The organism is Nitrospirillum viridazoti CBAmc, from assembly GCF_000730165.1.
Taxonomy (GTDB): domain Bacteria; phylum Pseudomonadota; class Alphaproteobacteria; order Azospirillales; family Azospirillaceae; genus Nitrospirillum; species Nitrospirillum viridazoti.
The window spans coordinates 1456589-1477924 of the sequence record NZ_CP022112.1; the positions used below are offsets into that span (position 1 = coordinate 1456589).

General features: G+C 68.6%; 17 protein-coding genes and 1 riboswitch. Of the genes, 9 read left to right on the forward strand and 8 right to left on the reverse strand.

Annotation, left to right across the window (positions count from 1 at the left end):
- Positions 1–88: 88 nt before the first annotated feature.
- Together Y958_RS27770 and Y958_RS27775 are read right to left on the reverse strand one after the other, a co-directional pair.
- A complete protein-coding gene (locus tag Y958_RS27770; RefSeq protein WP_088875062.1) occupies positions 89–547 on the reverse strand; it encodes a hypothetical protein in 459 nt (152 codons plus the stop codon).
- 13 nt (positions 548–560) lie between these two features.
- On the reverse strand, positions 561–2534 hold the full coding sequence (locus tag Y958_RS27775; protein WP_244909634.1) for a TonB-dependent receptor plug domain-containing protein: 1974 nt from the start codon (positions 2532–2534) through the stop codon (positions 561–563).
- 425 nt (positions 2535–2959) lie between these two features.
- Between Y958_RS27775 and Y958_RS27780 the strand changes: the two genes are divergently transcribed.
- From Y958_RS27780 to ybaK, 3 genes are all read left to right on the forward strand, one after another.
- A complete protein-coding gene (locus Y958_RS27780) occupies positions 2960–4225 on the forward strand; it encodes an MFS transporter (RefSeq protein WP_088875064.1) in 1266 nt (421 codons plus the stop codon).
- A gap of 98 nt (positions 4226–4323) precedes the next feature.
- Positions 4324–5328: an alpha/beta hydrolase gene (locus Y958_RS27785; RefSeq protein ID WP_088875065.1), complete on the forward strand. Its 1005-nt coding sequence runs from the start codon at positions 4324–4326 to the stop codon at positions 5326–5328.
- Between the two features lie 34 nt (positions 5329–5362).
- Positions 5363–5848: a Cys-tRNA(Pro) deacylase gene (gene ybaK, locus Y958_RS27790; RefSeq protein WP_040844248.1), complete on the forward strand. Its 486-nt coding sequence runs from the start codon at positions 5363–5365 to the stop codon at positions 5846–5848.
- A 136-nt stretch (positions 5849–5984) separates the two neighbouring features.
- On the opposite strand, the gene cobD is transcribed toward ybaK, so the two are convergent.
- Positions 5985–7001 carry a threonine-phosphate decarboxylase CobD gene (gene cobD / locus Y958_RS27795; RefSeq protein ID WP_088875066.1) on the reverse strand — a complete coding sequence of 339 codons (1017 nt, stop codon included), beginning with the start codon at positions 6999–7001 and terminating at the stop codon, positions 5985–5987.
- A gap of 17 nt (positions 7002–7018) precedes the next feature.
- Between cobD and cbiB the strand changes: the two genes are divergently transcribed.
- Entirely contained in the window at positions 7019–8008 is a 990-nt protein-coding gene (gene cbiB, locus Y958_RS27800) for an adenosylcobinamide-phosphate synthase CbiB (RefSeq protein ID WP_088875067.1), read from the forward strand.
- 5 nt (positions 8009–8013) lie between these two features.
- On the opposite strand, the gene bluB is transcribed toward cbiB, so the two are convergent.
- From bluB to cobU, 4 genes are read right to left on the reverse strand one after another with little or no spacing between them, the layout of a single operon-like run.
- Entirely contained in the window at positions 8014–8667 is a 654-nt protein-coding gene (gene bluB, locus Y958_RS27805) for a 5,6-dimethylbenzimidazole synthase (RefSeq protein WP_088875068.1), read from the reverse strand.
- The gene (locus Y958_RS27810; protein WP_088875069.1) at positions 8664–10157 is read right to left on the reverse strand and encodes a cobyric acid synthase; all 1494 of its coding nucleotides are present in this window, start codon (positions 10155–10157) and stop codon (positions 8664–8666) included. The genes bluB and Y958_RS27810 overlap by 4 nt, the downstream gene beginning before the upstream one ends.
- On the reverse strand, positions 10157–10777 hold the full coding sequence (gene cobO, locus Y958_RS27815) for a cob(I)yrinic acid a,c-diamide adenosyltransferase (RefSeq protein WP_088875070.1): 621 nt from the start codon (positions 10775–10777) through the stop codon (positions 10157–10159). Before cobO ends, Y958_RS27810 begins: the two co-directional genes overlap by 1 nt.
- A gap of 18 nt (positions 10778–10795) precedes the next feature.
- Positions 10796–11320 carry a bifunctional adenosylcobinamide kinase/adenosylcobinamide-phosphate guanylyltransferase gene (cobU, locus tag Y958_RS27820; RefSeq protein WP_088875071.1) on the reverse strand — a complete coding sequence of 175 codons (525 nt, stop codon included), beginning with the start codon at positions 11318–11320 and terminating at the stop codon, positions 10796–10798.
- Between the two features lie 162 nt (positions 11321–11482).
- A riboswitch (cobalamin riboswitch) is annotated at positions 11483–11708 on the reverse strand.
- Positions 11709–11856: 148 nt separating this feature from the next.
- Here cobU and Y958_RS27825 point away from each other — a divergent pair.
- The 3 genes from Y958_RS27825 to Y958_RS27835 all read left to right on the forward strand — a co-directional run bounded on the left by Y958_RS27825 (position 11857) and on the right by Y958_RS27835 (position 17727).
- Positions 11857–13101 carry a glycosyltransferase 87 family protein gene (locus Y958_RS27825; protein WP_088875072.1) on the forward strand — a complete coding sequence of 415 codons (1245 nt, stop codon included), beginning with the start codon at positions 11857–11859 and terminating at the stop codon, positions 13099–13101.
- Positions 13102–13331: 230 nt separating this feature from the next.
- Positions 13332–16547: an efflux RND transporter permease subunit gene (locus tag Y958_RS27830; protein ID WP_088875073.1), complete on the forward strand. Its 3216-nt coding sequence runs from the start codon at positions 13332–13334 to the stop codon at positions 16545–16547.
- A gap of 19 nt (positions 16548–16566) precedes the next feature.
- A complete protein-coding gene (locus Y958_RS27835; protein ID WP_186291538.1) occupies positions 16567–17727 on the forward strand; it encodes an efflux RND transporter periplasmic adaptor subunit in 1161 nt (386 codons plus the stop codon).
- A 105-nt stretch (positions 17728–17832) separates the two neighbouring features.
- Here Y958_RS27835 and Y958_RS32915 read toward each other — a convergent pair whose 3' ends face one another.
- Positions 17833–17967 carry a hypothetical protein gene (locus Y958_RS32915; protein ID WP_276328596.1) on the reverse strand — a complete coding sequence of 45 codons (135 nt, stop codon included), beginning with the start codon at positions 17965–17967 and terminating at the stop codon, positions 17833–17835.
- 442 nt (positions 17968–18409) lie between these two features.
- Here Y958_RS32915 and Y958_RS27840 point away from each other — a divergent pair, with 442 nt between their 5' ends.
- Positions 18410–19015 carry a substrate-binding periplasmic protein gene (locus Y958_RS27840; protein WP_186291539.1) on the forward strand — a complete coding sequence of 202 codons (606 nt, stop codon included), beginning with the start codon at positions 18410–18412 and terminating at the stop codon, positions 19013–19015.
- Between the two features lie 89 nt (positions 19016–19104).
- The gene (locus tag Y958_RS27845) at positions 19105–21336 is read left to right on the forward strand and encodes a helicase-related protein (RefSeq protein WP_088875076.1); all 2232 of its coding nucleotides are present in this window, start codon (positions 19105–19107) and stop codon (positions 21334–21336) included.

Consider the following 21336-nt stretch of genomic DNA (forward strand, 5'->3'; position numbering starts at 1 on the left):
CTGTGGACATGGTTCCCGGGGACGACGGCGGGATGGACGGCCCAACCCAGCCGCCCACCCCGCCATCCCGGGGCCCTGCCCTGGGTCCTTATTTTTCGGTGACCATCATCTTGAAGTTGGGGTCGAACTCGACGCCGGCGGCGCTTGCCGCCGCCTTGCTGACGTAGATGGTGACCTTCGGCGCCGTCTCGACGGCGATGACGCAGCCGCCGGCATCGACGCAGGCGACGTCGTTGCCCACGGTGACGGTGCCCTTGGCCAAGGCCTTCTTACCCTCAGCGGCGGAAGACACGAACACGGCGTAGGCGCCGGGAGCGGCGTCACCGGCGGCGACGGCGGCACCCGGCAGGGCCGCCTGCACCGCCGCCACGGGGGCGGCGCCGGCGGTCACCACCACCTTGGCGCCGGCGGGGGCCTTGGTGGTCAGGAAGCCGAGGGCCTTGGCGGCGATGGTCACCTGCTTGGCATCCATCTCCGCCGCACCGGCCAGGCCGGACACCGACAGGGCGGCGGCCAGCACGCCGGTCTTGAGGATCATGCTGTTCATTGGACTTCCCCCCTTAGAACTTGTACGTGGCCGTGCCCCAGACACGCCGTTCGGCCTTAGGGGCCACGGACAGCTGGGTGTGGTCCTGCAGCAGATTGCTGCCCGCCAGCGTCAGGGAGAAATCGTCGCTGACCTTGTAGGTGACGGCGGCCTGGGCCGTCAGGCCCGGGCTGACATCGTAAAGCCGGGTCACGCCGTAGGTGTTGAAGGCCTGATAGTCGGACCGCCACACCAGGAACAGGTCGGTGGTGAAGCGGCCGAAGTCATAGCCGACGTTGCCCTTCACCGTGTTCTTGGGCGTGGACTTTTGGAAGTTGGCCGTAACCGTGCCCGGAACGAAGGTGAAGTTATCCGTGGGGTTCAACCAATCCCATGAGGCGCTCCAGCGCACCGGCCCGATCTTGCCGCGCAGCTCGACCTCGGTGCCCCACTCAGAACTGCGCCCGAGATTGTCACCCAGGAGGATGGTGGGATAACCGTTGATGAAGTGGATGTTCTGGAAGTTGATGGCCTTGAAGTCCTGGGTCTTCTGATACAGGACCGACACCTTGGCCGTGCCGCCTATCGCCGCCACCGCCCGCTGGTATCCCACCTCGTAATTGGTCACCACGGTCGGGTTGAGCCGGGGGTTGCCCGTGATCTGCACGGAACCGGGGACAGGCTGATTCGGCGCGTTGTTGCCCAGTTCGATCAGCGTGGGGGACTGAATGCCCCGGCCGGCGGTCAGCGTCACGGTATCATCCGCCGTCGGCCGCCAAACCATGCCGACATTGTATGAGAAGCTGTCGAAGCTGCGGTCGTAGTCGGCCTGCGTGAACGGCACGGGCGTGACCCCGTCATGGTTCAGCATGGTATGGTCCCACCGCCCAGCAACCGTCAGCGACAAAGTGTCGTCGATCTGCCAGTCGTACATGTTGGACAGGGCGAAATCCTGGTAGCCCGTGGTGGCGTTCTTGACCGGCGTGGAATCGATGCTGTTGTCGCGGTACTCCATCGCCACGCGCGTGGTCAGGGTCGGCGCCAGCTTCACCAGATCCTGCACCTGCACCACGGTGGTGTCGGTGGTGGTGGCGTAGGTGCCCGGAGCGCCGCCAGTGACATAGTGCAGGTTGAAATCCAGATGGTTGTTGTAGGCGGTGGCCTCGATCAGGCCCCAATCGGTATCGGCCTTGACCGTGCCCTTGTAGGAGTGGGTCTGGTAAATGCCCTGGTGCGGTTCCTGCAGCGCACCCACCTCAAACAGGTCGGCACGAGCCCAGGTACCCTCGAAGCCGGCTTGAACATTGGGTGTGATCTGGGCCAGGCTATCCAAAGACGCCGTGCGGCGCAGGGACTGGTTGTCCCGCAGATGGCGGACCAGCGCGTCTGAGGATGTCCCGTATTCGTCTATGTTCCAGCCGCCGGCGGACAGGCGCACACCGACCTTGTCGCCCAACTTCACGCTCTTGACGACGCTGACCTCCTTCTGGCCCTGGGAGCCCACCGTCACCTGGGCGGACCCTACATTGTCGTACAGCGGGTTGTAGGTGATGATGTTGACGACGCCGGAGACGGCGTTGAAGCCGAACAGCGCGGCCTGCGGGCCCTTCACCACCTCGATCTGGCGGATTTCCGCCAGTTGCACCGGGATGGCGGACCAGATGGTGACGCCGTAATGGTCCAGATAGACCTGCCGGCCGTTCACCAGCACCAGCAGGCGCGGGTTGTTGCCCTGGTTGTAGCCGTCGACGCCGACATCGGCGCCGCTGACACCCCACGTCTCCACGTCCACGCCGGCCACCCGGTTCAGGATGTCGGGGATGGTGCGGGCGCCGGAGCGGGCGATCTCATCCGCGCTGATGATGGTCATGGGGGCCGGCGCCTCGCTGGCGCGCTGCGGCTTGCCGGTGGCCGAGGTCGTCACCGCCTCGCCGAACAAATCTTCCAGCGACCCGTAGTTCATCGACTGGGCCTGCGCGCCGGACGCGAGGGCGACACCCAACAACATCAGTACAAGCCGGGACGGCGAACGCGCCAATTTTGACTTCAAGCACATGGTGTTTTTCATTTTTGACCCCAACTCACCCGAGACAAGACCAAGACGGATTGTTTCAGGTTAACTGGTTCACATGGCAAGCTGAGCAATCTATGCTTTTGGATATTATTAGGGGAATTTCTTATAAATATTCTGTCATCAACTTTGCATTTACCATGTTTGATTAATTAATTCCCCGCATACCCATAATATATAAAATTTTATCGGTCGTATAATTTGAAGACCGCTACTTGAGTATGTCGCCCGGTGGGTGGATTGGTGCCATGCGGGGACAGGCCTTCCGGCCGCGTCGGCTTCTTGCGAAAAAGGCATGTGGCGGCAAGGCCTTGGCAGGGGCGCCGCCAAGCGGCGCGTTCCCCTGGCCCGAAGGTTCCGGCATGCCCAGCGATACACCCACCGCCACCGCCCCAGCGGCACGCGCGACCCAGATTGGTAAAGACCTGCCCTATCTTGAGGTCGGCACCGCCGCCTACCGCCGGATGACGGCCATCCTATTCGTGGCGGGATTTTCCACCTTCGCCACGCTCTATTGCGTGCAGCCGCTGCTGCCGGATTTCGTGCGCGCCTATGGTATCAGCCCACCGGGGGCCAGCCTGTCGCTGTCCGTCACCACGGCGGCGCTGGCCGTGGCCCTGCTGGTGGCCGGGGCCATCTCCGACCGCTCGGGGCGTAAGGGCATCATGGTGGCATCATTGGCCCTGTCCGGCGGCCTGGGCCTGGCCAGCGCACTGGCGCCCAGCTGGCCCCTGTTCCTGGTGCTGCGGGCCCTGGCCGGGCTGGCGCTGGGCGGACTGCCCGCCGTCGCCATGGCCTATGTGGCGGAAGAGGTGAACCCGAAATCCGCCGGCCTCACCATGGGCCTGTACATCGGCGGCACCGCCATGGGCGGCATGGCGGGCCGCATCCTGACCGTGCTGATCACCGACATTTCCAGCTGGCGGGTGGCGGTGGGTCTGGTGGGCGCGGTGGGCATCCTGGCCGCCCTCACCGTGGCCATGGCCCTGCCACCGTCACGCCATTTCCGCCAGCGCGAAGGGGGCCAAGGGATGAAAGGACTGTGGAGCGGCCTGACCGCCGCCTGGCGCCTGCACCTGTCGGACAGCGGACTGGTCGCCCTGTTCGCCACCGGCTTCCTGGCCATGGGGGCCTTCGTCACCGTGTTCAACTATGTCGGCTTCCGCCTGCAGGCGCCGCCCTTGAACGCACCCCCCGCCACGGTGGCCGTGCTGTTCCTGGTTTATGTCTTCGGCATCATCAGTTCGCCCCTGTTCGGCGGGCTGTCCAGCCGCTTCGGCCCCGGCCGGGTGCTGGTCGCGTCGGCCGTGCTGATGCTGGCGGGCCTGGGCATCATGGACATCGCGCGGCTGGACACGCTGGCGCTGGGCCTGGGCCTGTTCACCTTCGCCTTCTTCGGCGTGCATTCGGTGGCATCCGGCTGGATCGGCCTGCGCGCCCGCCAACACCGGGGCCAGGCCTCCGCCCTCTACCTGTTCGCCTATTATATGGGCTCTACCCTCGCCGGGACGGCCGGCGGCTTTTTCTGGCACGGCTGGGAATGGACCGGCATTACCCTGTTCGTGGGCGGGCTGCTGGGGCTGCTGATCCTGAATGCCCTGGGCCAGGCGGCCGGGCGCGCCGAATAGAACAATATTTTTGTGTTGTATATCAGATATAACACGTTGACTTGAGTATATGTGTGCGGCCATACTGCGCTTCACGCGGTAATTCTCGTGAGGATGCCATGGCCGCCAGCCCCGCCCATACCCCGCCCGATGATAGCGGTTTCTTCGTGCCGGATGACGTGCCCCCGGCCCTGGCCGATCTGCTGCGGGAGATTGGGCCGCCCCGGTACCGCGACGTGCCGCTGGACGCACTGCGGGCCGGCTATGTGGAAAGCCGCCGCCCCCTGGCACCGGAGCCGCCGGCCCTGGCATCGGTCATGGACCAGATCATTGGCGGGCCGGCCGGGCCCCTGCGGGTGCGCCTCTATCGCGCCAATTTCGGCTGGCGGCCGGTTCCAGCGCTGCTGTTCCTGCATGGCGGCGGCTGGACCATCGGCAATCTGGAAAGCCATGACACCCTGTGCCGCCAGGTGGCGGCGGCCTCCGGACACACCGTGGTGGCGGTGGACTACCGCCTGGCACCGGAACATCCCTATCCCGCCGCCCTGGACGACGCCTGGGCCGCCCTGACCTGGCTGGCCGCCAGTGCCGAGCGCCTGGCCATCGACCCGCTGGCCATCGGCGTGGCAGGTGACAGCGCCGGCGGCAACCTGGCCGCCGTGCTGGCGCTGAAGGCGCGGGACGAGGGCGGGCCGCACCTGAAGACCCAGGTGCTGATCTATCCCTGCACGGATCTCAACGCCGACCGCCCCTCCCACCACCGCCGCGCCAACGGCTATCTCATGAGCCGGGAGCAATACCTGTGGTACGTGGATAACTACGTGAACGGCGCCGATCGCAATGACTGGCGCCTGTCGCCCCTTCTGGCCGACAGCCTGGCCGGGTTGCCGCCCGCCGTCATCCTGACCGCCGGCCTGGACGTATTGCAGGATGAGGGGCGGGAGTACGCCGCCCGCCTGGCCGGCAGCGGGGTGCCCGTGTTGCACACCGTCTATCCCGACATGGTGCACGGCTTCATCACCCTGGGCGGCCGCCTGCCCCAGGCGCAAAAGGCGGTGGCCGATATCGCCAAGGGACTGGCATCCTTCGACATTTACAATTTCATCGACGGCGCGGGGATTTGATACGCTGCCCCCGACCGAAGGGGGATGAGGAACCATGGCGACCAAGGGAACACCGGCGGTGCGCGCGGTAGAGGCGGCGGGCGTGGCCTATCGCCTGCTGGAATATGACTACGACCCCAACGCCGCCGCCATCGGCCTGGCCGCGGCGGAAGCGCTGGGGCTGGATCCCGCCCTGGTCTACAAGACCCTGGTCTGCCAGTTGGAGGGCGGGCCGGGGGGGCTGGCCTGCGCCATCATCCCGGCCGGGGCGCGCCTGGACCTGAAGGCGCTGGCGGCGGCGGCCAAGGCCAAGAAGTCGGACCTGGCACCCCAGGCGGTGGCGGAGCGCAGCAGCGGCTATGTCGTGGGCGGCATCAGTCCCCTGGGCCAACGGCGCACGCTGCCCACCTTCCTGGACCGGTCGGCGGAAGCATTGGCTGAAATCATTGTGAACGGCGGCCGCCGGGGCCTGCAACTGGCACTGGCCCCCGCTGACCTGGTCAAGGCCGCCAATGCGCGGTGGGCCGACATCACGGCCTGATCCCAACCTTACGCCCCGTTGCCAAAGCCGGCGCCCAGCCCGAGGCGCACCTGGAGACCCGTCAGCGCATCGACATCCCCAACCCCGTTCAGTCGCCGGAGACGGCCGCCCTGCCGGACAAGTACGGGTTCGGGCATTAGGACGCCGCCAGCGCCGCCCCCAGCCGGTCCAGCACACCCCGGTCGGCTGCCAGGCCCAGACGCAGCCAGCCCTGGCAGCCGGCATGTTCCGGGAAGGGTCGGGTCCACAGCCCGGCACATGCCAGATGCCGCCAGAGCGCGGCGGCGTCACCGGCATCCCCCAGCCGATACAGCGCCGTGCCGCCGATGACGCGCAGGCCACCGGCCCGCAGCACGCCGTCCAGCGCGTCCGCCGCCGCCGCCAGCCGGCGCCGGGTGGCAGCCTGCCAGTCCAGGTCCGCCAGTGCCACCGCGCCCACCGCCAGGGCGGGGCCGCTGACCGCCCATGACCCCAACGCCAGACGCACCGCGTCCAGCAGCGCCGGCGGCGCCAGGACGAAACCCAAACGCACGCCGCCCAGGCCGAAGAACTTGCCGAAGGATCGCAGGATGACCAGCCCCAGCGCGCCGGCGTGGCGACAGAGGCTGCGGGCGGGATCAAGGTCGGCATAGGCCTCGTCCACCACCAGCCAGCCGCCGCGCGCCGCCAGCCGTGCCGCCCAGTCCAGCAATGCTTCCGCGTCCCAGGTGCGGCCATCGGGATTGTTGGGATTGCACAGCACCACCACATCGGCCGCGTCCACCGCATCCCCGGGTACCGTCACGGCGCGCACGGCATGGCCGGCGGCGGCCCAGGCGCGGGCGTGGTCGCCATAGGTGGGGCCGACGATGGCAACCTCCCCGGTGGCGCGCAGACGCGGCAGGGTCTGGATCAGCAGTTCCGATCCCGGTGCCGCCACCAGGCTGTCCGGCGCCGGCGCGCCATAAGCCATGGCCGCCGCCGCCAGCAGCGCCTGCAGGCCACCGCGCGTGGGTAGGGCCGTCCAGGCCGCGGGCGGGATGGCGGGCAAGGGATAGGGCCAGGGGTTGATGCCGGTGCTGAGATCGACCCAGGGCCCGGGCGCATCGGGGAACAGGGCCGCCGCCTGGGTCAGGTCACCGCCATGACGGATCTGGATTTCGGCCGTCATCATGCTAAACCCCAGACATCATGAGCGTCTTCCCCACCCTCTACCCCGGCCTGCCCTGGCTGGCCCTGGCCGCCCTGGCGCTGGAGGCCCTGCTGGGCTATCCCGACGCCCTGTATGCCCGCATCCGGCATCCGGTGGTGTGGATCGGCGCCCTGATCGGCCGGCTGGACCGCGCCTGGAACCAGGAGGAACGGCCGGCGGCTTGGCGCAAGGCGGCCGGCATCGCGGCCGAACTGGTGCTGGTGGGGGTGGCGCTGGCTGCCGGCGTCTTGCTGCAGTCCCTGCTGGCGCGCCTGGGTGGCCTTTGGGGAACCCTGGCGACGGGCCTGGTGGCCGGCACCCTGCTGGCCCAGCGCAGCCTGCACCGTTTCGTCGGCGCCGTGCCGCGCGCCGTGCGCCAGCGCGGGCTGGAGGGCGGGCGGGAGGCGGTATCCCACATCGTCGGTCGCAACCCGGCCAGCCTGGATGAGGCCGGCGTGGCCCGCGCGGCCATCGAAAGCCTGGCGGAGAATTTCTCCGACGGGGTGGTGGCGCCGGCCTTCTGGCTGGCGGTGGGGGGACTGCCGGGATTGCTGGCGTACAAGGCCATCAACACCGCCGACAGCATGGTGGGGCACCGCACGCCCCGGCATGAGGCCTATGGCTGGGCAGCGGCCCGGCTGGACGATGTGGTGAACCTGCCGGCCTCGCGCCTGACGGCCTTGCTGCTGACGTGCGCGGCCTGGACGCGCGGGCCCGGGCAGGCCAAGGCGGCGCTGTCCGCCGTCCGCCGCGATGCCGGCCACCACCGCAGCCCCAACGCCGGCTGGCCGGAGGCCGCCATGGCGGGCGCCCTGGGCCTGCGCCTGGCGGGCCCCCGCACTTATGGCGACGTGCGGGTGGACGACCACTGGATGGGTGACGGCCGGGCCGAGGCCACCGCCGCCGACATCGATGCCGGCCTCAGCCTCTACCGCCGCAGCCTGGCCCTGCTGTGGGGTTTGGCGCTGGTGCTGGCCTGGGTGCTCTAGCGTTTTCATCTCTGAAACAGCACGTCGGACAGCGGATGCCGCTGTTCCCAATGGACGCGTTCCAGTTCGGGCACGTCGTCCGGCTCGGCGGGATAGCCGATGCAGAGATAGCCCACCAGGCGCCACTCGGCCGGCACTGCCAGCAGGCCATTCATCACCTCCGGCTGCAGGATGGAAACCCAGCCCAGGCCGATCCCCTCCACCCGCGCCGCCAGCCACAGCGTCTGGATGGCCGCCACGGCGGAATAGGCCAGGGTCTCCGGCATGGTGCGACGGCCCAGGCCTGCGCCCTGCGCCGGGTCGGGGTCGACGAACACCGCCAGGTGGCAGGGCGCCTCCCGCAAACCCGCGAGCTTCAGGCTGGCGTAGAGGCGGGCGCGGTCCGGCCCCTGGGCCGCCAGCGCCGCGGCGTTGCAGCGCTCGAACTCCGCCCGCACGGCGTCGCGGCGGGCGGGATCATCCACGCGGACGAAACGCCAGGGCTGGCTGAGTCCCACGGACGGCGCCAGGCAGGCCAGATCCAGCAGGCATTCCAGCAGGCCGTCCGGCAGAGGGTCGGTACGGAAGCGCCGCACGTCGCGCCGCCAGACCAGCAGGTCCCGGAAATGGGACCGGAAGTCTGCGTCGAAGTCGGGGCACGGCCTGTCGGGGGCGGTCATCGGCTGATGGCCCAGAGCGCGTCGAGATCCAGGTGGCGTTCGGCGGCCATGGCCAGGTCATCCAGCGCCGCCTCCACCGTGCCGTCGTAACTATCGAGGCCGGGGGCCACGTTCCATCGCCGCAGCCAGGCCGCCCGCTGGGCGTCATGGCCGAACAGGCCGTGGACATAGGTGCCGGCGACGCGGCCATCAAGGCTGACCGCCCCTTCCGCCACCATGCCGCCGCCCTCGGTGTCCAGATGCAGCAGCGGCCGGGCGCTATCCGGCCCCTGGGTCACGCCCAGATGCATCTCATAGCCCGTGAGGGCCGACCCGCTGGCGGCATCACGGCCCGTCACCGCCCGCAGGGTCTTGGCTGGGGCCAGCACGGTTTCCACGTCCAGGTAGCCCAGGCCGGCGGCGGTGCCGGGCGCCCCCTCGATGCCGTCGGGGTCGGCCACGGTGCGGCCCAGCATCTGATAGCCGCCACACAGGCCCAGTACCCAACCACCCCGGCGCACGTGGCCCGCCAGGTCGATGTCCCACCCCTGCGCGCGGAAGAAGGCCAGGTCGGCCAGCGTCGCCTTGGATCCGGGCAGGATGACGCCGTGGGCGTCGCCCGGCAGGGGCCGGCCGGGGGGCACCATCGCCACCGTCACGCCCGGCTCCAGCCGCAGGGGGTCGAGGTCGTCGAAATTGGCGATGCGCGACAGCATGGGCACGGCAATGCGCAAGGGCCCACCGGAGGCGCGTTTCGCCCAGTGGGCCAAGTCCATGCCGTCCTCGGCCGGCAGGCGGGCCGCCGCCGGCTGGTGCGGCATGACGCCGAAGCAGGGCCAGCTGGTGCGGGCCTCGATCTCCGTCACGCCCTTTTCGAACAGGCGGACGTCGCCGCGGAACTTGTTGATGAGGAAGCCGCGGATCTGGGCGCGATCCTCCACGTCCAGCACGCGATGGGTGCCCACCAGGCTGGCGATGACGCCGCCCCGGTCGATGTCGCCGGCCAATACCACCGGCACGCCGGCCGCACGGGCGAAGCCCATGTTGGCGATGTCGCCGGCGCGCAGGTTGGTTTCCGCCGGGCTGCCCGCCCCCTCCACCACCACCAGGTCGCACTCCCCCCGCAGGCGGTGGAAGCTTTCCAGCACGGCCGGCAGCAGTTCGCCCTTGCGGCGCTGATAGGCCGAGGCCTCGGCATTGCCCAACACGCGCCCGCGCAGCACCAGTTGCGCGCCCACGTCCGTCTGCGGCTTCAGCAGCACCGGGTTCATGTCCACCGAGGGTGCCAGACCGCAGGCGCGGGCCTGCAGCGCCTGGGCGCGGCCGATCTCCCCCCCGTCCGGCGTCACGGCGGCGTTGTTGGACATGTTCTGCGGCTTGAACGGGCGCACCCGCAGGCCGCGCCGCGTGTAGGCCCGGGCCAATGCCGCCACCAGCAGCGACTTGCCCACGTCCGAACCGGTGCCCTGGATCATCAGGGCGCGGGCGCCCCCGGCGGTACGGTCGGCCATCAGAAGTCGATCCCGCGCTGCGCCTTGATCCCGGCCTGGAAGGGATGCTTCACCGCCTGGAACTCCGTCACCAGATCGGCGGCCTCGATGATCTCGGGCTTGGCGTTGCGGCCGGTGACCAGGACATGGGTGTCGGGCAGGCGGGCGTTCAGCCCGGCCAGCACCTCGGCCACATCCAGGTAGCCGTAGCGCAGCACGATGTTGATCTCGTCCAGCACCACCAGGTGGTACTGCGGGTCGGCCAGCATGCGGCGGCCCAGCTCCCACGCGCGGACGGCGGCGGCGATGTCACGCTCCTTGTCCTGGGTGTCCCAGGTGAAGCCCTCACCCATCACATGGTGGTCGATCAGGTCGGAAAAGCGCGTCAGCGCCGTCTGCTCCCCCGTCGCCCAATTGCCCTTCACGAACTGGATGAATCCCACCCGCAGGCCATAACCGGCGGTGCGCAGCATCATGCCCAGCGCCGCCGTGGTCTTGCCCTTGCCGGGGCCCGTGTGAACCATCAGCAGGCCCTTCTCCCGCGTGGCCTGCGCCACACGCGCGTCCTGCACGGCCTTGCGCTTCTGCATCTTCTCGCGATGGCGGGCGGCTTCGTCGTCCGGGGACTCAAGATCGGCCATGGCTATCTCCTTCCGCTCTTATTTCACTTTCAGGGGCAGGCCCGCCACCGTCAGGAACACCTGCGACGCCGTGGCCGCCAGGCGCTGGTGCAGGCGGCCGGCATGGTCGCGGAAGGCGCGGGCCAGCGCGTTCTCGGGCACGATCCCCATGCCCACCTCATTCCCCACCAGGACGGTGGCGCCGGTGCGGGCGGCCAGCGCCGCCTCCAGCGCGGCGACGGCGGCGGCCACGTCCCGGTCGGCCAGCATGACGTTGGTCAGCCATAGCGTCAGGCAATCGACCAGAACCGGCCCATCGCCGGCGGCGGCCAGCGCGCCGGCAAGGTCCAGCAGCACCTCCACCGTCGTCCAGCCGGGCACCCGCTCGGCCTGGTGGCGGCCGATGCGGTCGCGCATTTCGTCATCCCAGGCCTGGGCGGTGGCGATATAGGTCCAGGGGCCCGGCAGGGCGGTCACCAGCCCTTCGGCGAAGCGGCTTTTGCCGGAGCGGGCGCCGCCCAGGACCAGGGTGACGCCGGGGACGGCCGTGTGCTCGTGCGTCATCAGTCAGTTCCATCCCACCCGGTCTCACGCACCGGTGGTACCAGAGGCCAAGACCGGCCGGAAGGATGGGATAGTCTTTCGACGAGACCGGAGGCCCACGGGACCCCTGGGGCCCGCATCACCGCTGACCGGTTCCGCCGGGACACCCCGCCCCCGCGACCACGCGCAATGCCGCCGGCGGCAGGTCTCCTGGCTCACGGGTCAGGGCGCCGGCCCGGCCTTCCCAGGTTCCGTTGGAAACCCAGTGGCACTTCCCCGTGCGGCGGGGTGGGCGGCGCTCACCGTTCACAGTTGCGGGGGCAGCCATGGAGTCGGATGCCCCGCATCCTCACCACGTTCCCTTTTCATCCACAGGCGGGCCTGTGGAACCGTCGGCGACGGCAGCCTTACGGCAATCGCTCGTGCCGGGCAAGGGCAGCGTCGCGACATTTTATCGTAAATGGGCAACGGCCAGGCCTTGGCACTTGACCTTGAGCGCAAAGGTGTTAGGCATAGACCATAGAGCCTATTACCTATGAGATAGGTTATCCCGCAACATGGTTCGTCCGCCACTTCCTTCCCTGGCCCGCCCGCTGGTGTTCGGCCTGGCCCTCTGGGCGATCGCCTTGGTGGCGATCGAGGCGCAGGTGATTAGTGGACGGTTCGTTTCTGAATTCCACATCTATGCCAAGGCCACCTGGGCCTGGTGGCGGGGCGCTGAGATTTACGAGGATGGCATCAACGGCTTCCTCTACCTGCCGTCCAGCGCCGTGCTGTTCACCCCCTGGGCCTATCTGCCGCCCCTGCTGGGGGATGCCCTATGGCGCCTGAGCCTGCTGGCGGTGTGCTGGTGGGGGGTAGCCCGGCTGTGCCGCCTGCTGGCGCCGGTGGACTCCCCAGGGGCGGACTACCCAGGGGCGGACTGCCCGGGTACGGATTGGCAACGGCTGTTCGGTGTCGCCCTGCTGGCGGCGCTGCCCATTGGCGTGGTGGATCTGCGCGGCGCCCAGACGGAATTCCTGATGCTGGGCCTGATGCTGGCCGGCCTGGCCGACGTGGCGGAAGGCCGGTGGCGCCGTGCCGCCTTCCTGCTGGTGCTGGCCGGCGCGTTCAAGCCCCAGGCACTGGCCCTGGTCATGCTGGCCTTCGCCCTGTGGCCCCGCTTGCGCCTGTCCCTGGCGCTGTGGCTAGTGGCGGCCCTGGCCCTGCCCCTGGCGCACTGGGACCCCGGCTACGCCCTGGGCGAATATGGCCAGCTGGTGCGCAAGACCATGAGCAGCGCCAACCCCGGCGGCGGCGTCTGGCACGATTTCGCCAATGGCCTGGCCACGCTGGGCCTGCCGCTGGACCTGATGGCGCAGACCGTCATCCGCGCCCTGGCCGGCGTCGCCGTGCTGATCCTGGCACGCGGCGCCGTCAGCCGCCTGCCGGCCCCCAAGGCCGCCGCCACTGTCGCGGCGTTGATGGTGACCTATCTGCTGCTGTTCAACCCGCGTACGGTCCTTGGCCATTTCGGGGACATGGCGCTGGTCGCTGGCGCCCTGGCGGGCTGGGAATTCCATATCCGCCGCAACCGCGCGCTGGGCTGGGTACTGGTGCTGCTGTGCTTCGCGCTGACCACCCACGTCTGGACGCGGGGCCTACACCTGGCCACCGCCACGTGGTTCAAGCCGCTGCTGGCGTGCGGATTCGGCTTGTATGTCGTGGTCCGCTGGGTACCTTCCCTGTCCGACCGGACCGTCGCGGGCCGCCAGGATGCCACCCAGGATGCACCGAGGGAGAGCTTGGCAATTCAAGGTTAGCCGCCTTTACATTCCCCTTCGCCGACAGATGCAGTGACGCAGGCCACAGTTTTGCGATTTGGCGGCGATTGGTCGCGGCATGCCTAAATTCGAACCGTTGCGTATCGAAGTAGGTTCCCCTTAACCGTCAAGCGCGTTAATTGTTTTGGGCTGTGCCGGGCGGGGGGCGACCTCGGCCCCTGGGTGTAGCGTTGCATTTTTCCGCATCGCATTGCCGGAGCCCCGCCCCCATGTGGATCGTCGCCTACGCCCTGAGGCGTCCCTATAGTTTCGCCGTGCTGGCCGGCCTGATCACGCTGCTGGGCGTGCTGAGCCTGTTCCGGATGCCCACGGACATCTTCCCCGAGGTGGAGATCCCCACAGTCACCGTGGTGTGGAGCTACTCGGGCCTGGACGCGCAGGAGATGACGGGCAAGATCACCGCCTTTGGTGAGCTGGCCATCATCAATACCGCCGACAACGTGGCGGAGGTGGAATCCGAGACGTCCAACGGCGTGGGCATCATCCGCACCACCTTCCAGCCGGGCGTGAACATCGACCTGGCCATCTCGCAGATCTCCGCCATCTGCCAGACCATCCTGAAGCGCATGCCCACGGGCACGCAGCCGCCGCTGATCGTGCAGTACAGCCGGTCCTCCGTGCCCATCCTGCAGCTGGCCCTGTCGTCCGACACCATGTCGGAGGCGCAGCTGTACGACTATGGCCGCATCACCATCCGGTCGCAGATCAGCGACATCCCCGGCATGCGCCTGCCCCTGCCCTACGGCGGCAACGCGCGCCAGATCATGGTCGACATCGACCCGGACAAGCTGCGCAGCTACGGCCTGACCCCCAATGACGTCAATAAGGCCATCACCGCCCAGAACCTGAACCTGCCGTCCGGCACCGCCAAGATCGGCGACACCGAATACCAGGTGGGCCTCAACAGCTCGCCCATCGCCGTCGACACCTTCAACGACATCCCCCTGCGCGACGTGAACGGCCGCACCGTGTTCATGCGCGACGTGGCCAATGTTCGCGACGGCGCCGCCGTGCAGACCAACGTGGTGCACGCCGACGGCCAGCCCGCCGTGCTGCTGACCATCATGAAGCTGGGCGGCGCCAGCACCCTGGCGGTGGTGGACGAGGTCATGCGCCGCCTGCCGGACATCCGCAAGGCGGCACCCGAGGGCATGCGCATCCAGCCGCTGTTCGACCAGACCACCTTCATCAAGCACGCCATGGAAGGCATTCAGCACGAGGGCCTGATCGTCGGCGCGCTGGTGGCCATCCTGATCCTGCTGTTCCTGGGTGGTTGGCGCAGCACGGCCATCGTGCTGACCTCCATCCCGCTGTCCATCCTGACGGCCGTGGCCGTGCTGTCCATGGCCGGCCACACCTTGAACGTGATGACTCTGGGCGGCCTGGCGCTGGCCATCGGCATCCTGGTGGACGACGGCACCGTGGCCATCGAGAACATCCACCGCCACATCGGCATGGGCAAGCCGCTGCGCCAGGCCATCCTGGAAGGCTCGGACGAGGTGGCCTTCCCGGCCCTGGTCTCGACGCTGTGCATCTGTATCGTGTTCGTGCCCATCTTCTTCTTGCACGGCATCGCCAAGTACCTGTTCTCGCCCCTGGCGCTGGCCGTCATCTCCTCCATGCTGATGAGCTACGTGCTGTCGCGTACCCTGGTCCCGGCCATGGCTGCCTGGCTGCTGCCGGCGGAACTGCGCGGCCACGGCCATGGCGAGGAGGGCAACCACGGCCATGTGGCGCCCCCGACCGGCGTGGCCGGTGCCTGGGCGCGCTTCCATGCCGGGTTCGAGCGCGGCTTCGAGGGCCTGCGCCAGCGGTACCTGAGGGTGCTGGGCGGCGGCCTGTCACGGCCGTGGATGGTAACCGGTTTCGCTGTGGTGCTGCTGGTGTGCGCCGCCGCCACCATCCCCTTCGTCGGCACCAACTTCTTCCCCGAGGTCGATGCCGGCCAGTTCCGCCTGCACGTCCGCACCCCCGCCGGCACCCGGCTGGAGGAGGCGTCGCGGCAGTTCGGCGCCATCGAGCGGTCCATCCGCAAGATCATCCCGCCGGAGGAACTGGGCCTGATCATCGACAACATCGGCCTGCCCGACCCGGTGAACCTGGGCCTGACCGACAGCGTCACCGTCAGCTCCGCCGACGGTGAAATCCTGGGCGCCCTGACCGAGAAGCGGTCGCGGCCCACCCATGAGTATGTCGAGCAGATCCGCGCCATGGTGGCCAAGGATTTCCCGGGCGTTGAAATCTTCCAGAAGCCCGGCGACATCACCAGCCAGATCCTGAACGGCGCCGTGCCCACCCCCATCGACATCCGCATCATCGGCACGGCCCGCGGGCCCAACGCCCTGATCGCGGAAGACCTGCGCCAGCGCTTCAAGAACATCCCCGGCCTGGTGGACGTGACGCTGCGCCAGGTGACGGCCACGCCGGCCTACCGCATCGAGGTCGACCGGGCCCGCGCCGCCGAGCTGGGCCTGACCCAGAACGACGTGGCGCAGGAGGTGCTGGTGTCGCTGGCGTCCTCCGGCGTGGTCAATCCCAGCTACTGGATGGATGTCAATTCGCTGGTCATCTACCCGGTCGTGGTGCAGTCGCCGCAGCGCCTGATGGCCTCGGCCGAGGATCTGCTGAACACTCCCATCCATTCCACACGGGTGACCACGCCGGTGCTGCTGCGCAATGTCGCCAAGCTGGTGCCGACCAAGGTGGCCGCGGACATCAGCCGCACCTCCTTCGCCCCCCGCTACGACGTCATCGCCAACGTCTCCGGCCGTGACCTGGGCTCGGTCGGCCGCGACATCAAGGCCGCCATCGACGCCGTGCGCCCGCAGCTGAAGCCCGGCAACCGCATCGAGATGGGCGGCCAGATCAAGACCATGGAACAGGCCTACGGCGACATCGCCGCCGGCATGGCCCTGGCCGTTGTCTTCGTCTACATGCTGATGGTGGTGAACTTCCAGTCGTGGCTGGACCCGCTGATCGTGCTGGGGGCCACCCCCGCCGCCATCCTGGGCGGCGCCGTCATGCTGCTGCTGACCGGCACCACCTTCAGCGAACCGGCCCTAATGGGTATGATCATGGTCATTGGTGTCGCCACCGCCAACAGCGTGCTGATGGTATCCTTCGCCAACCAGCGGCGCGAACAGGGCCTGACACCCCTGGACGCCATGGCGGAGGCAGGCGGCGCCCGCCTGCGCCCCGTCATGATGACGGCGCTGGCCATGGTGCTGGGCATGATCCCCATGGCCCTGGCGCTGAGCGAGGGTGGCGAGCAGAACGCCCCCCTGGCCCGCGCGGTGATGGGCGGGCTGCTGTTCTCGACACCCATGACCCTGCTGGCGGTTCCAGCGTTGTACGTCCTGCTGCATCGCCGGCGCCATGCCGTGCTTGCCACCACCACCGTTCCCGCCGGCTCGGCCGCCGAGTGATTTTAGGAGTCTGATGATTATGAGCGCCGCCCCTAAGACCACCGTCCGCCGCCGGTCCTGGATGCTGGGCACCGCCGTCGTGGCCCTGGCCGCCATCGGCCTGGTGTCTGCCCCCCACCTGGCCAGCGGCACCAAGGCCCCGCCGGAAGCCCGGCCGCAAGCCCCGCTGCAGGTGAAGACCACCAACCCCAAGCCGGTGAAATCGTCCGACGGCCTGCTGCTGCCGGCCCAGACCCAGGCCCTGACGGAATACACCGTCTACGCCCGCGTCTCCGGCTATATCGGCAAGCGCCTGGTGGACATCGGCGACGTGGTGAAGGCTGGCCAGACCCTGGCCGTCATCGAGGCGCCCGATCAGGACCAGCAGCTGATGCAGGCCCGCGCCTCGCAGCACCAGGCGGAAGCCAATCTGGCCCTGGCCAAGTCCAACTACAGCCGGTCCAAGTCCCTGCTGGGCGACGGCTGGGTGACGCGCGAGACCTATGACACGCGCGAGTCCGCCCTGAACGCCGCCCAGGCCGACCTGGAGGCCGCCATCGCCAACGTGAAGCGGCTGGAGCAGCTGACCGCCTACAAGACGGTGACGACGGCCATCGACGGCATCATCACCCAGCGCCTGGTGGAACAGGGCGACCTGGTGGTGGCCGACGCCAGCAGCGGCAAGGCCCTGTACCAGGTGTCGCGCCAGGACCACCTGCGCCTGGTCATCGACGTGCCTCAGGGCCAGGTGCCGGCCGTGGCGGTGGGCGCCGCGGTGGACGCCAGCTTCGTGGAGTTTCCGGGCCGCCGCTTCCCGGCCAAGGTGGTGCGCATCTCGCACGCGGTGGACAGCACCAGCGGCACCATGCGGGTCGAGGCCGACCTGCCCAACCCCGACCTGACCATCCCGGCCGGCATGCGCGGCAACGCCCATTTCCCCGAGGCCGGTGCTCAGGTGCTGGCCCTGCCGGTGAACACCATCGTCACCCGGCCGGAAGGCAAGCGCGTCGCCGTGGTCGATGGCGAGGGCAAGGTACGCTTCCACCCCGTGACCCTGGGCCGTGAATTCAACACCACGGTCGAGGTGGTGGGCGGGGTCAGCGACAAGGATCGCGTCGTGCTGAACCCCAACACCATGCTGAATGACGGCGACGCCGTGACGGTGGCGGAAGACGCCCCCAAGGACGGCACGGCGAAGTAAGGGCCTGGCGTCATCAAAAAAAACAAGCGGCCGCTCCCCCCCAGGAGCGGCCGTTCGCTTTTGCGCCGGATGGGCCGGCACCTGGTACAAGCGTAAGGATGAGCCTTACCAGGGCTCGCAGCCCTGGCACTCGATCGGGCTGGCCATGGCGACCTTGCGCTCAGCCGTCATGTGGCTGGTGGCATAGACGCCGACACCGACCAAAACCAGGCACGCCATAACGATCTTCTTGAAAGACATGGATTTTCCCCCATCAAAGCGCCGGTCGGGACAATCCCGATGGCAGGCGAAAGCAGGGGAAAGCAAACCTCGGGCCAGTTTTCAGACCCTCTACCATCAGGACAGTTTTCAGGTCTTGAAACGGCAAGCCATTGTTAATCCGTTAAGATTTGAGTTATTAGGAAAGTGGCGGCGCAGTCGCGGGCAATATTATTATTGCCGGTGGGCAATAACGTCTCTTGGCGGGTAGGCAGAAATGACCCATCCTATCGCTCTTTTCCGTCGATTGGGGGCCTGACCCGTGGGCGCCACCGCGAGTTTAATTGGCAGCTTGTTCTTAAGCGTTATCGCGAGTGGTACTGGCCTGTCCAGCGCCGTGGATCAACCCAGCGGCAAACCGGTTATTCAGTTCCTCTATCCTGACGTGGGTCCTTTTCTGCAGGGCGTTTCGGATGGCGAGGCCGTGCGCGGCCCCATCGCCGCCCGGGTAGAGGCATTGGCCGCCAAGGCCGGGTATGAGATCAGCTGGCTAGGGCCCATCCCCCGCAACCGCATTCTGGCGGACCTGCAGGACGGCAGGGCGGCCTGTACCCCCAACGTCATCAAGACACCGGACCGCGAGGCGCGGTTCAAGTTCACCGAGCCCATTTTCCCGCAGATTGACTGGGTGGTCATTACCAAGAAGAACGCGGAGTGGATCAAGGCCTATCCTTCGATCCAGGCGCTGCTGCGGGACAAGGCCCGTGTCTATGGCAGCATGCTGGGCGCGTCCAAGGGGCCGGTGATAGACGCCATGACGGCCGAGGAGGCCAGCCACGTCCGCCCCATCCGCGGCACGCCGTCGGATTTGGTGAAGATGATCGCGTCCGGACATGTGGATTACAGCATCGTATCCGGTTCGGAGGACGCCAAGGCGGCCGCCATCTCGGCCGGCGTCGATCCATCGGAGATCGTCGCCGTCCACTTTCCCGAACTGTCCGCCGTGGGCGCCGGGCGCATCATGTGCGCGCAGACGGTGGGCGACGACCTGATCGCCGCCTTTGACCGGGCGCTGGCGGGCGCACGCTGAACCGGTGTGGGCCCAAGACGGGTGGACGGCAGCGGCCCGGCGGCCCATAAAGGCGGAACGTCCTGTCCTTTCCGGTCTTTCTCGCTGCGATGACGCCCGACACCACCCCGCACGTCCCCGATTCCGAATCCCACAGCTGGGATCCCGACCTGCTGCTGGCCGTCGCCACGACGGAGGAAGGCTGCGCCACCTTGGCCCAGCTGGGCCTGGTGCGCCCTCGCCAAGCGGCGGCCATGGGGCTGGTGCCCCTGCCCCTGGTCTTCCCCGACAAGGAACAGGTTTGGGTGGAGGAGGCGCGGCGGGACGAGCTGCTGGCCACCATCCAGCGCCGGGCGTCCGAAGCCGTGGTGCGCCCTGCCCTTCTGGCCGCCGCCCGTCCGCCCCTGCGGGAGGCGGGATTTGAGATCACCCCGGCCATCGTTCCCGACCGCGTCCGCGTCAGCCAGAGGCTGGAGGTGCGGCTGCCCAGCCTCCCTCATCCCTATCGCCTGAACGTGGACCGCACCTTCTCCGTCGGTGAGCTGTCTGGCCTGGACGGCACGGCCCTGGTCGATTTGGTCAGCGCCGATGGCAAGCTGAACGGGCGTCGGCGCGACGCTGAAAGCAGCCTGGCCCGCCGCCTGGCCGAGATCGAGGCGGAGGTGTCAAGCGACGCCGAAGCCCTGGCCGAGATCCGCGACCGCCTGTGGCGGGCCACCCACCACCTGACGGACGCGCCGTCGGTGCTGCGCCGGTGGGAACGGGAGGTGGCAGCCTGGGCGCAGGACCGCATCCACGCCCGCGGCCGCAGCTTCGTCGACAGCCATTTCGACCTGAAGCGCTATGAGGACCTGTTCCCCCAGGCGCGCAGCATGCCCCGCCGCCTGGTGCTGGTGGTGGGGCCGACCAATTCCGGCAAGACCCGCCGCGCCATGCAGGCGCTGAAGGACGCCCGCAGCGGCGCCTACCTGGCGCCCTTGCGCCTGCTGGCGCTGGAGATCATGGACCGCCTGAACAAGGAGGGCGTGGCCGCCAACCTGGTGACGGGTGAGGAGGAGATCCGCGTGCCCGGTGCCCGCATCACCGCCTCTACGGTCGAGATGCTGGATCCGGAGAGCCGCCTGGAGGTGGCCGTCATCGACGAGGTCCAGATGCTGGCCGATGCGGAGCGCGGCTGGGCCTGGTCGGCCGCCCTGGTGGGCGTGCCGGCGGAGACGGTGTACCTGCTGGGCTCCCCGGACATCCGCCCGGTGGTCGAGCGCATGGCCCAGTACCTGGGCGAACCGCTGGAGGTGGTGGAGCTGGAGCGCAAGACGCCGCTGAAGCTGATCGACCGCCGGCTGGAGTGGAGCGACGTGCAGGCGGGCGACGCCTTGATCGCCTTTTCCCGGCGAGAGGTTCATTCCGTCCGCGAAACAATCCGCGCCACGGGCCTGAGCGCCGCCGTGATCTATGGCGCCCTGGCGCCCGAGGTGCGACGGCGGGAGGCGGAGCGTTTCACCACCGGCGAGGCCGACGTGGTGGTGGCGACGGACGCCATCGGCATGGGCCTGAACCTGCCGGTGCGCCGGGTGTTGTTCACCAGCCTAGAGAAGTTCGACGGGCACGAGGTGCGGCCCCTGTCGGGGTCGGAGGTGCGGCAGATCGCCGGCCGAGCCGGCCGTTATGGCAAGTTCGAGGTGGGCGAGTATGGCGTGGTCGGGCGCGGCAGTCCCAACGCCCTGCGCCACATGTACAAGGCGGCAGATGAGAAGGTCCACGCCGCCATGTCCCTGACCCTGCGGCCCACCCGCGCCATGATGGAACGCCTGGCGACCTATGTCGGCACCGACCGCCTGGTGCCCTTGGTCGACTGCTTCGCCGCCGCTGATACCAAGGGGTCACCCTACGCCCTGGCCGACCTGACGCCGGTGCGCAAGATGGCGGTGGCCCTGGACGCCCGCCGCCTGGACTTCGACCGCCGCCTGACCCTGCTGTTCATGCCGGCGGACCTGGACCGCGAGACCGACGCCGACCTGGTCTACGGCATCTGCCGCGCCCTGGAGCGGGAGCAGCCCCTGCCGCTGGACAGCGTGGCCGGCAAGCGCATCGACAGCCTGGATGACCTGGGGCTGGAGGCACAGTCACGCATCTGCGACCTTTATTACTGGGCGACCCGCAAGTTCTCCGCCTACTTCCCCGACCGCGAGGCCGTAACCGAACGCCGCGCCGCCGTGGCCGAACGCCTGGCCCAGGTCCTGGCCATGCGCAGCCGCGCCCGCGCCGCCGGTGAAGGCCCCCACAAGCCCAAGCCCGGTTTCAGGGGAGCGCCCCGGAAGCGCTATGGGCCCAAGCGGAAGTGA

Bases quoted from the DNA above. Each gene is read 5' to 3' on its own strand.
- Y958_RS27770 (WP_088875062.1), bottom strand. From the start codon at position 547: ATGAACAGCATGATCCTCAAGACCGGCGTGCTGGCCGCCGCCCTGTCG.
- Y958_RS27775 (WP_244909634.1), bottom strand. From the start codon at position 2,534: ATGTTGTTGGGTGTCGCCCTCGCGTCCGGCGCGCAGGCCCAGTCGATG.
- Y958_RS27780 (WP_088875064.1), top strand. From the start codon at position 2,960: ATGCCCAGCGATACACCCACCGCCACCGCCCCAGCGGCACGCGCGACC.
- Y958_RS27785 (WP_088875065.1), top strand. From the start codon at position 4,324: ATGGCCGCCAGCCCCGCCCATACCCCGCCCGATGATAGCGGTTTCTTC.
- ybaK (WP_040844248.1), top strand. From the start codon at position 5,363: ATGGCGACCAAGGGAACACCGGCGGTGCGCGCGGTAGAGGCGGCGGGC.
- cobD (WP_088875066.1), bottom strand. From the start codon at position 7,001: ATGATGACGGCCGAAATCCAGATCCGTCATGGCGGTGACCTGACCCAG.
- cbiB (WP_088875067.1), top strand. From the start codon at position 7,019: ATGAGCGTCTTCCCCACCCTCTACCCCGGCCTGCCCTGGCTGGCCCTG.
- bluB (WP_088875068.1), bottom strand. From the start codon at position 8,667: ATGACCGCCCCCGACAGGCCGTGCCCCGACTTCGACGCAGACTTCCGG.
- Y958_RS27810 (WP_088875069.1), bottom strand. From the start codon at position 10,157: ATGGCCGACCGTACCGCCGGGGGCGCCCGCGCCCTGATGATCCAGGGC.
- cobO (WP_088875070.1), bottom strand. From the start codon at position 10,777: ATGGCCGATCTTGAGTCCCCGGACGACGAAGCCGCCCGCCATCGCGAG.
- cobU (WP_088875071.1), bottom strand. From the start codon at position 11,320: ATGACGCACGAGCACACGGCCGTCCCCGGCGTCACCCTGGTCCTGGGC.
- Y958_RS27825 (WP_088875072.1), top strand. From the start codon at position 11,857: ATGGTTCGTCCGCCACTTCCTTCCCTGGCCCGCCCGCTGGTGTTCGGC.
- Y958_RS27830 (WP_088875073.1), top strand. From the start codon at position 13,332: ATGTGGATCGTCGCCTACGCCCTGAGGCGTCCCTATAGTTTCGCCGTG.
- Y958_RS27835 (WP_186291538.1), top strand. From the start codon at position 16,567: ATGAGCGCCGCCCCTAAGACCACCGTCCGCCGCCGGTCCTGGATGCTG.
- Y958_RS32915 (WP_276328596.1), bottom strand. From the start codon at position 17,967: ATGTCTTTCAAGAAGATCGTTATGGCGTGCCTGGTTTTGGTCGGTGTC.
- Y958_RS27845 (WP_088875076.1), top strand. From the start codon at position 19,105: ATGACGCCCGACACCACCCCGCACGTCCCCGATTCCGAATCCCACAGC.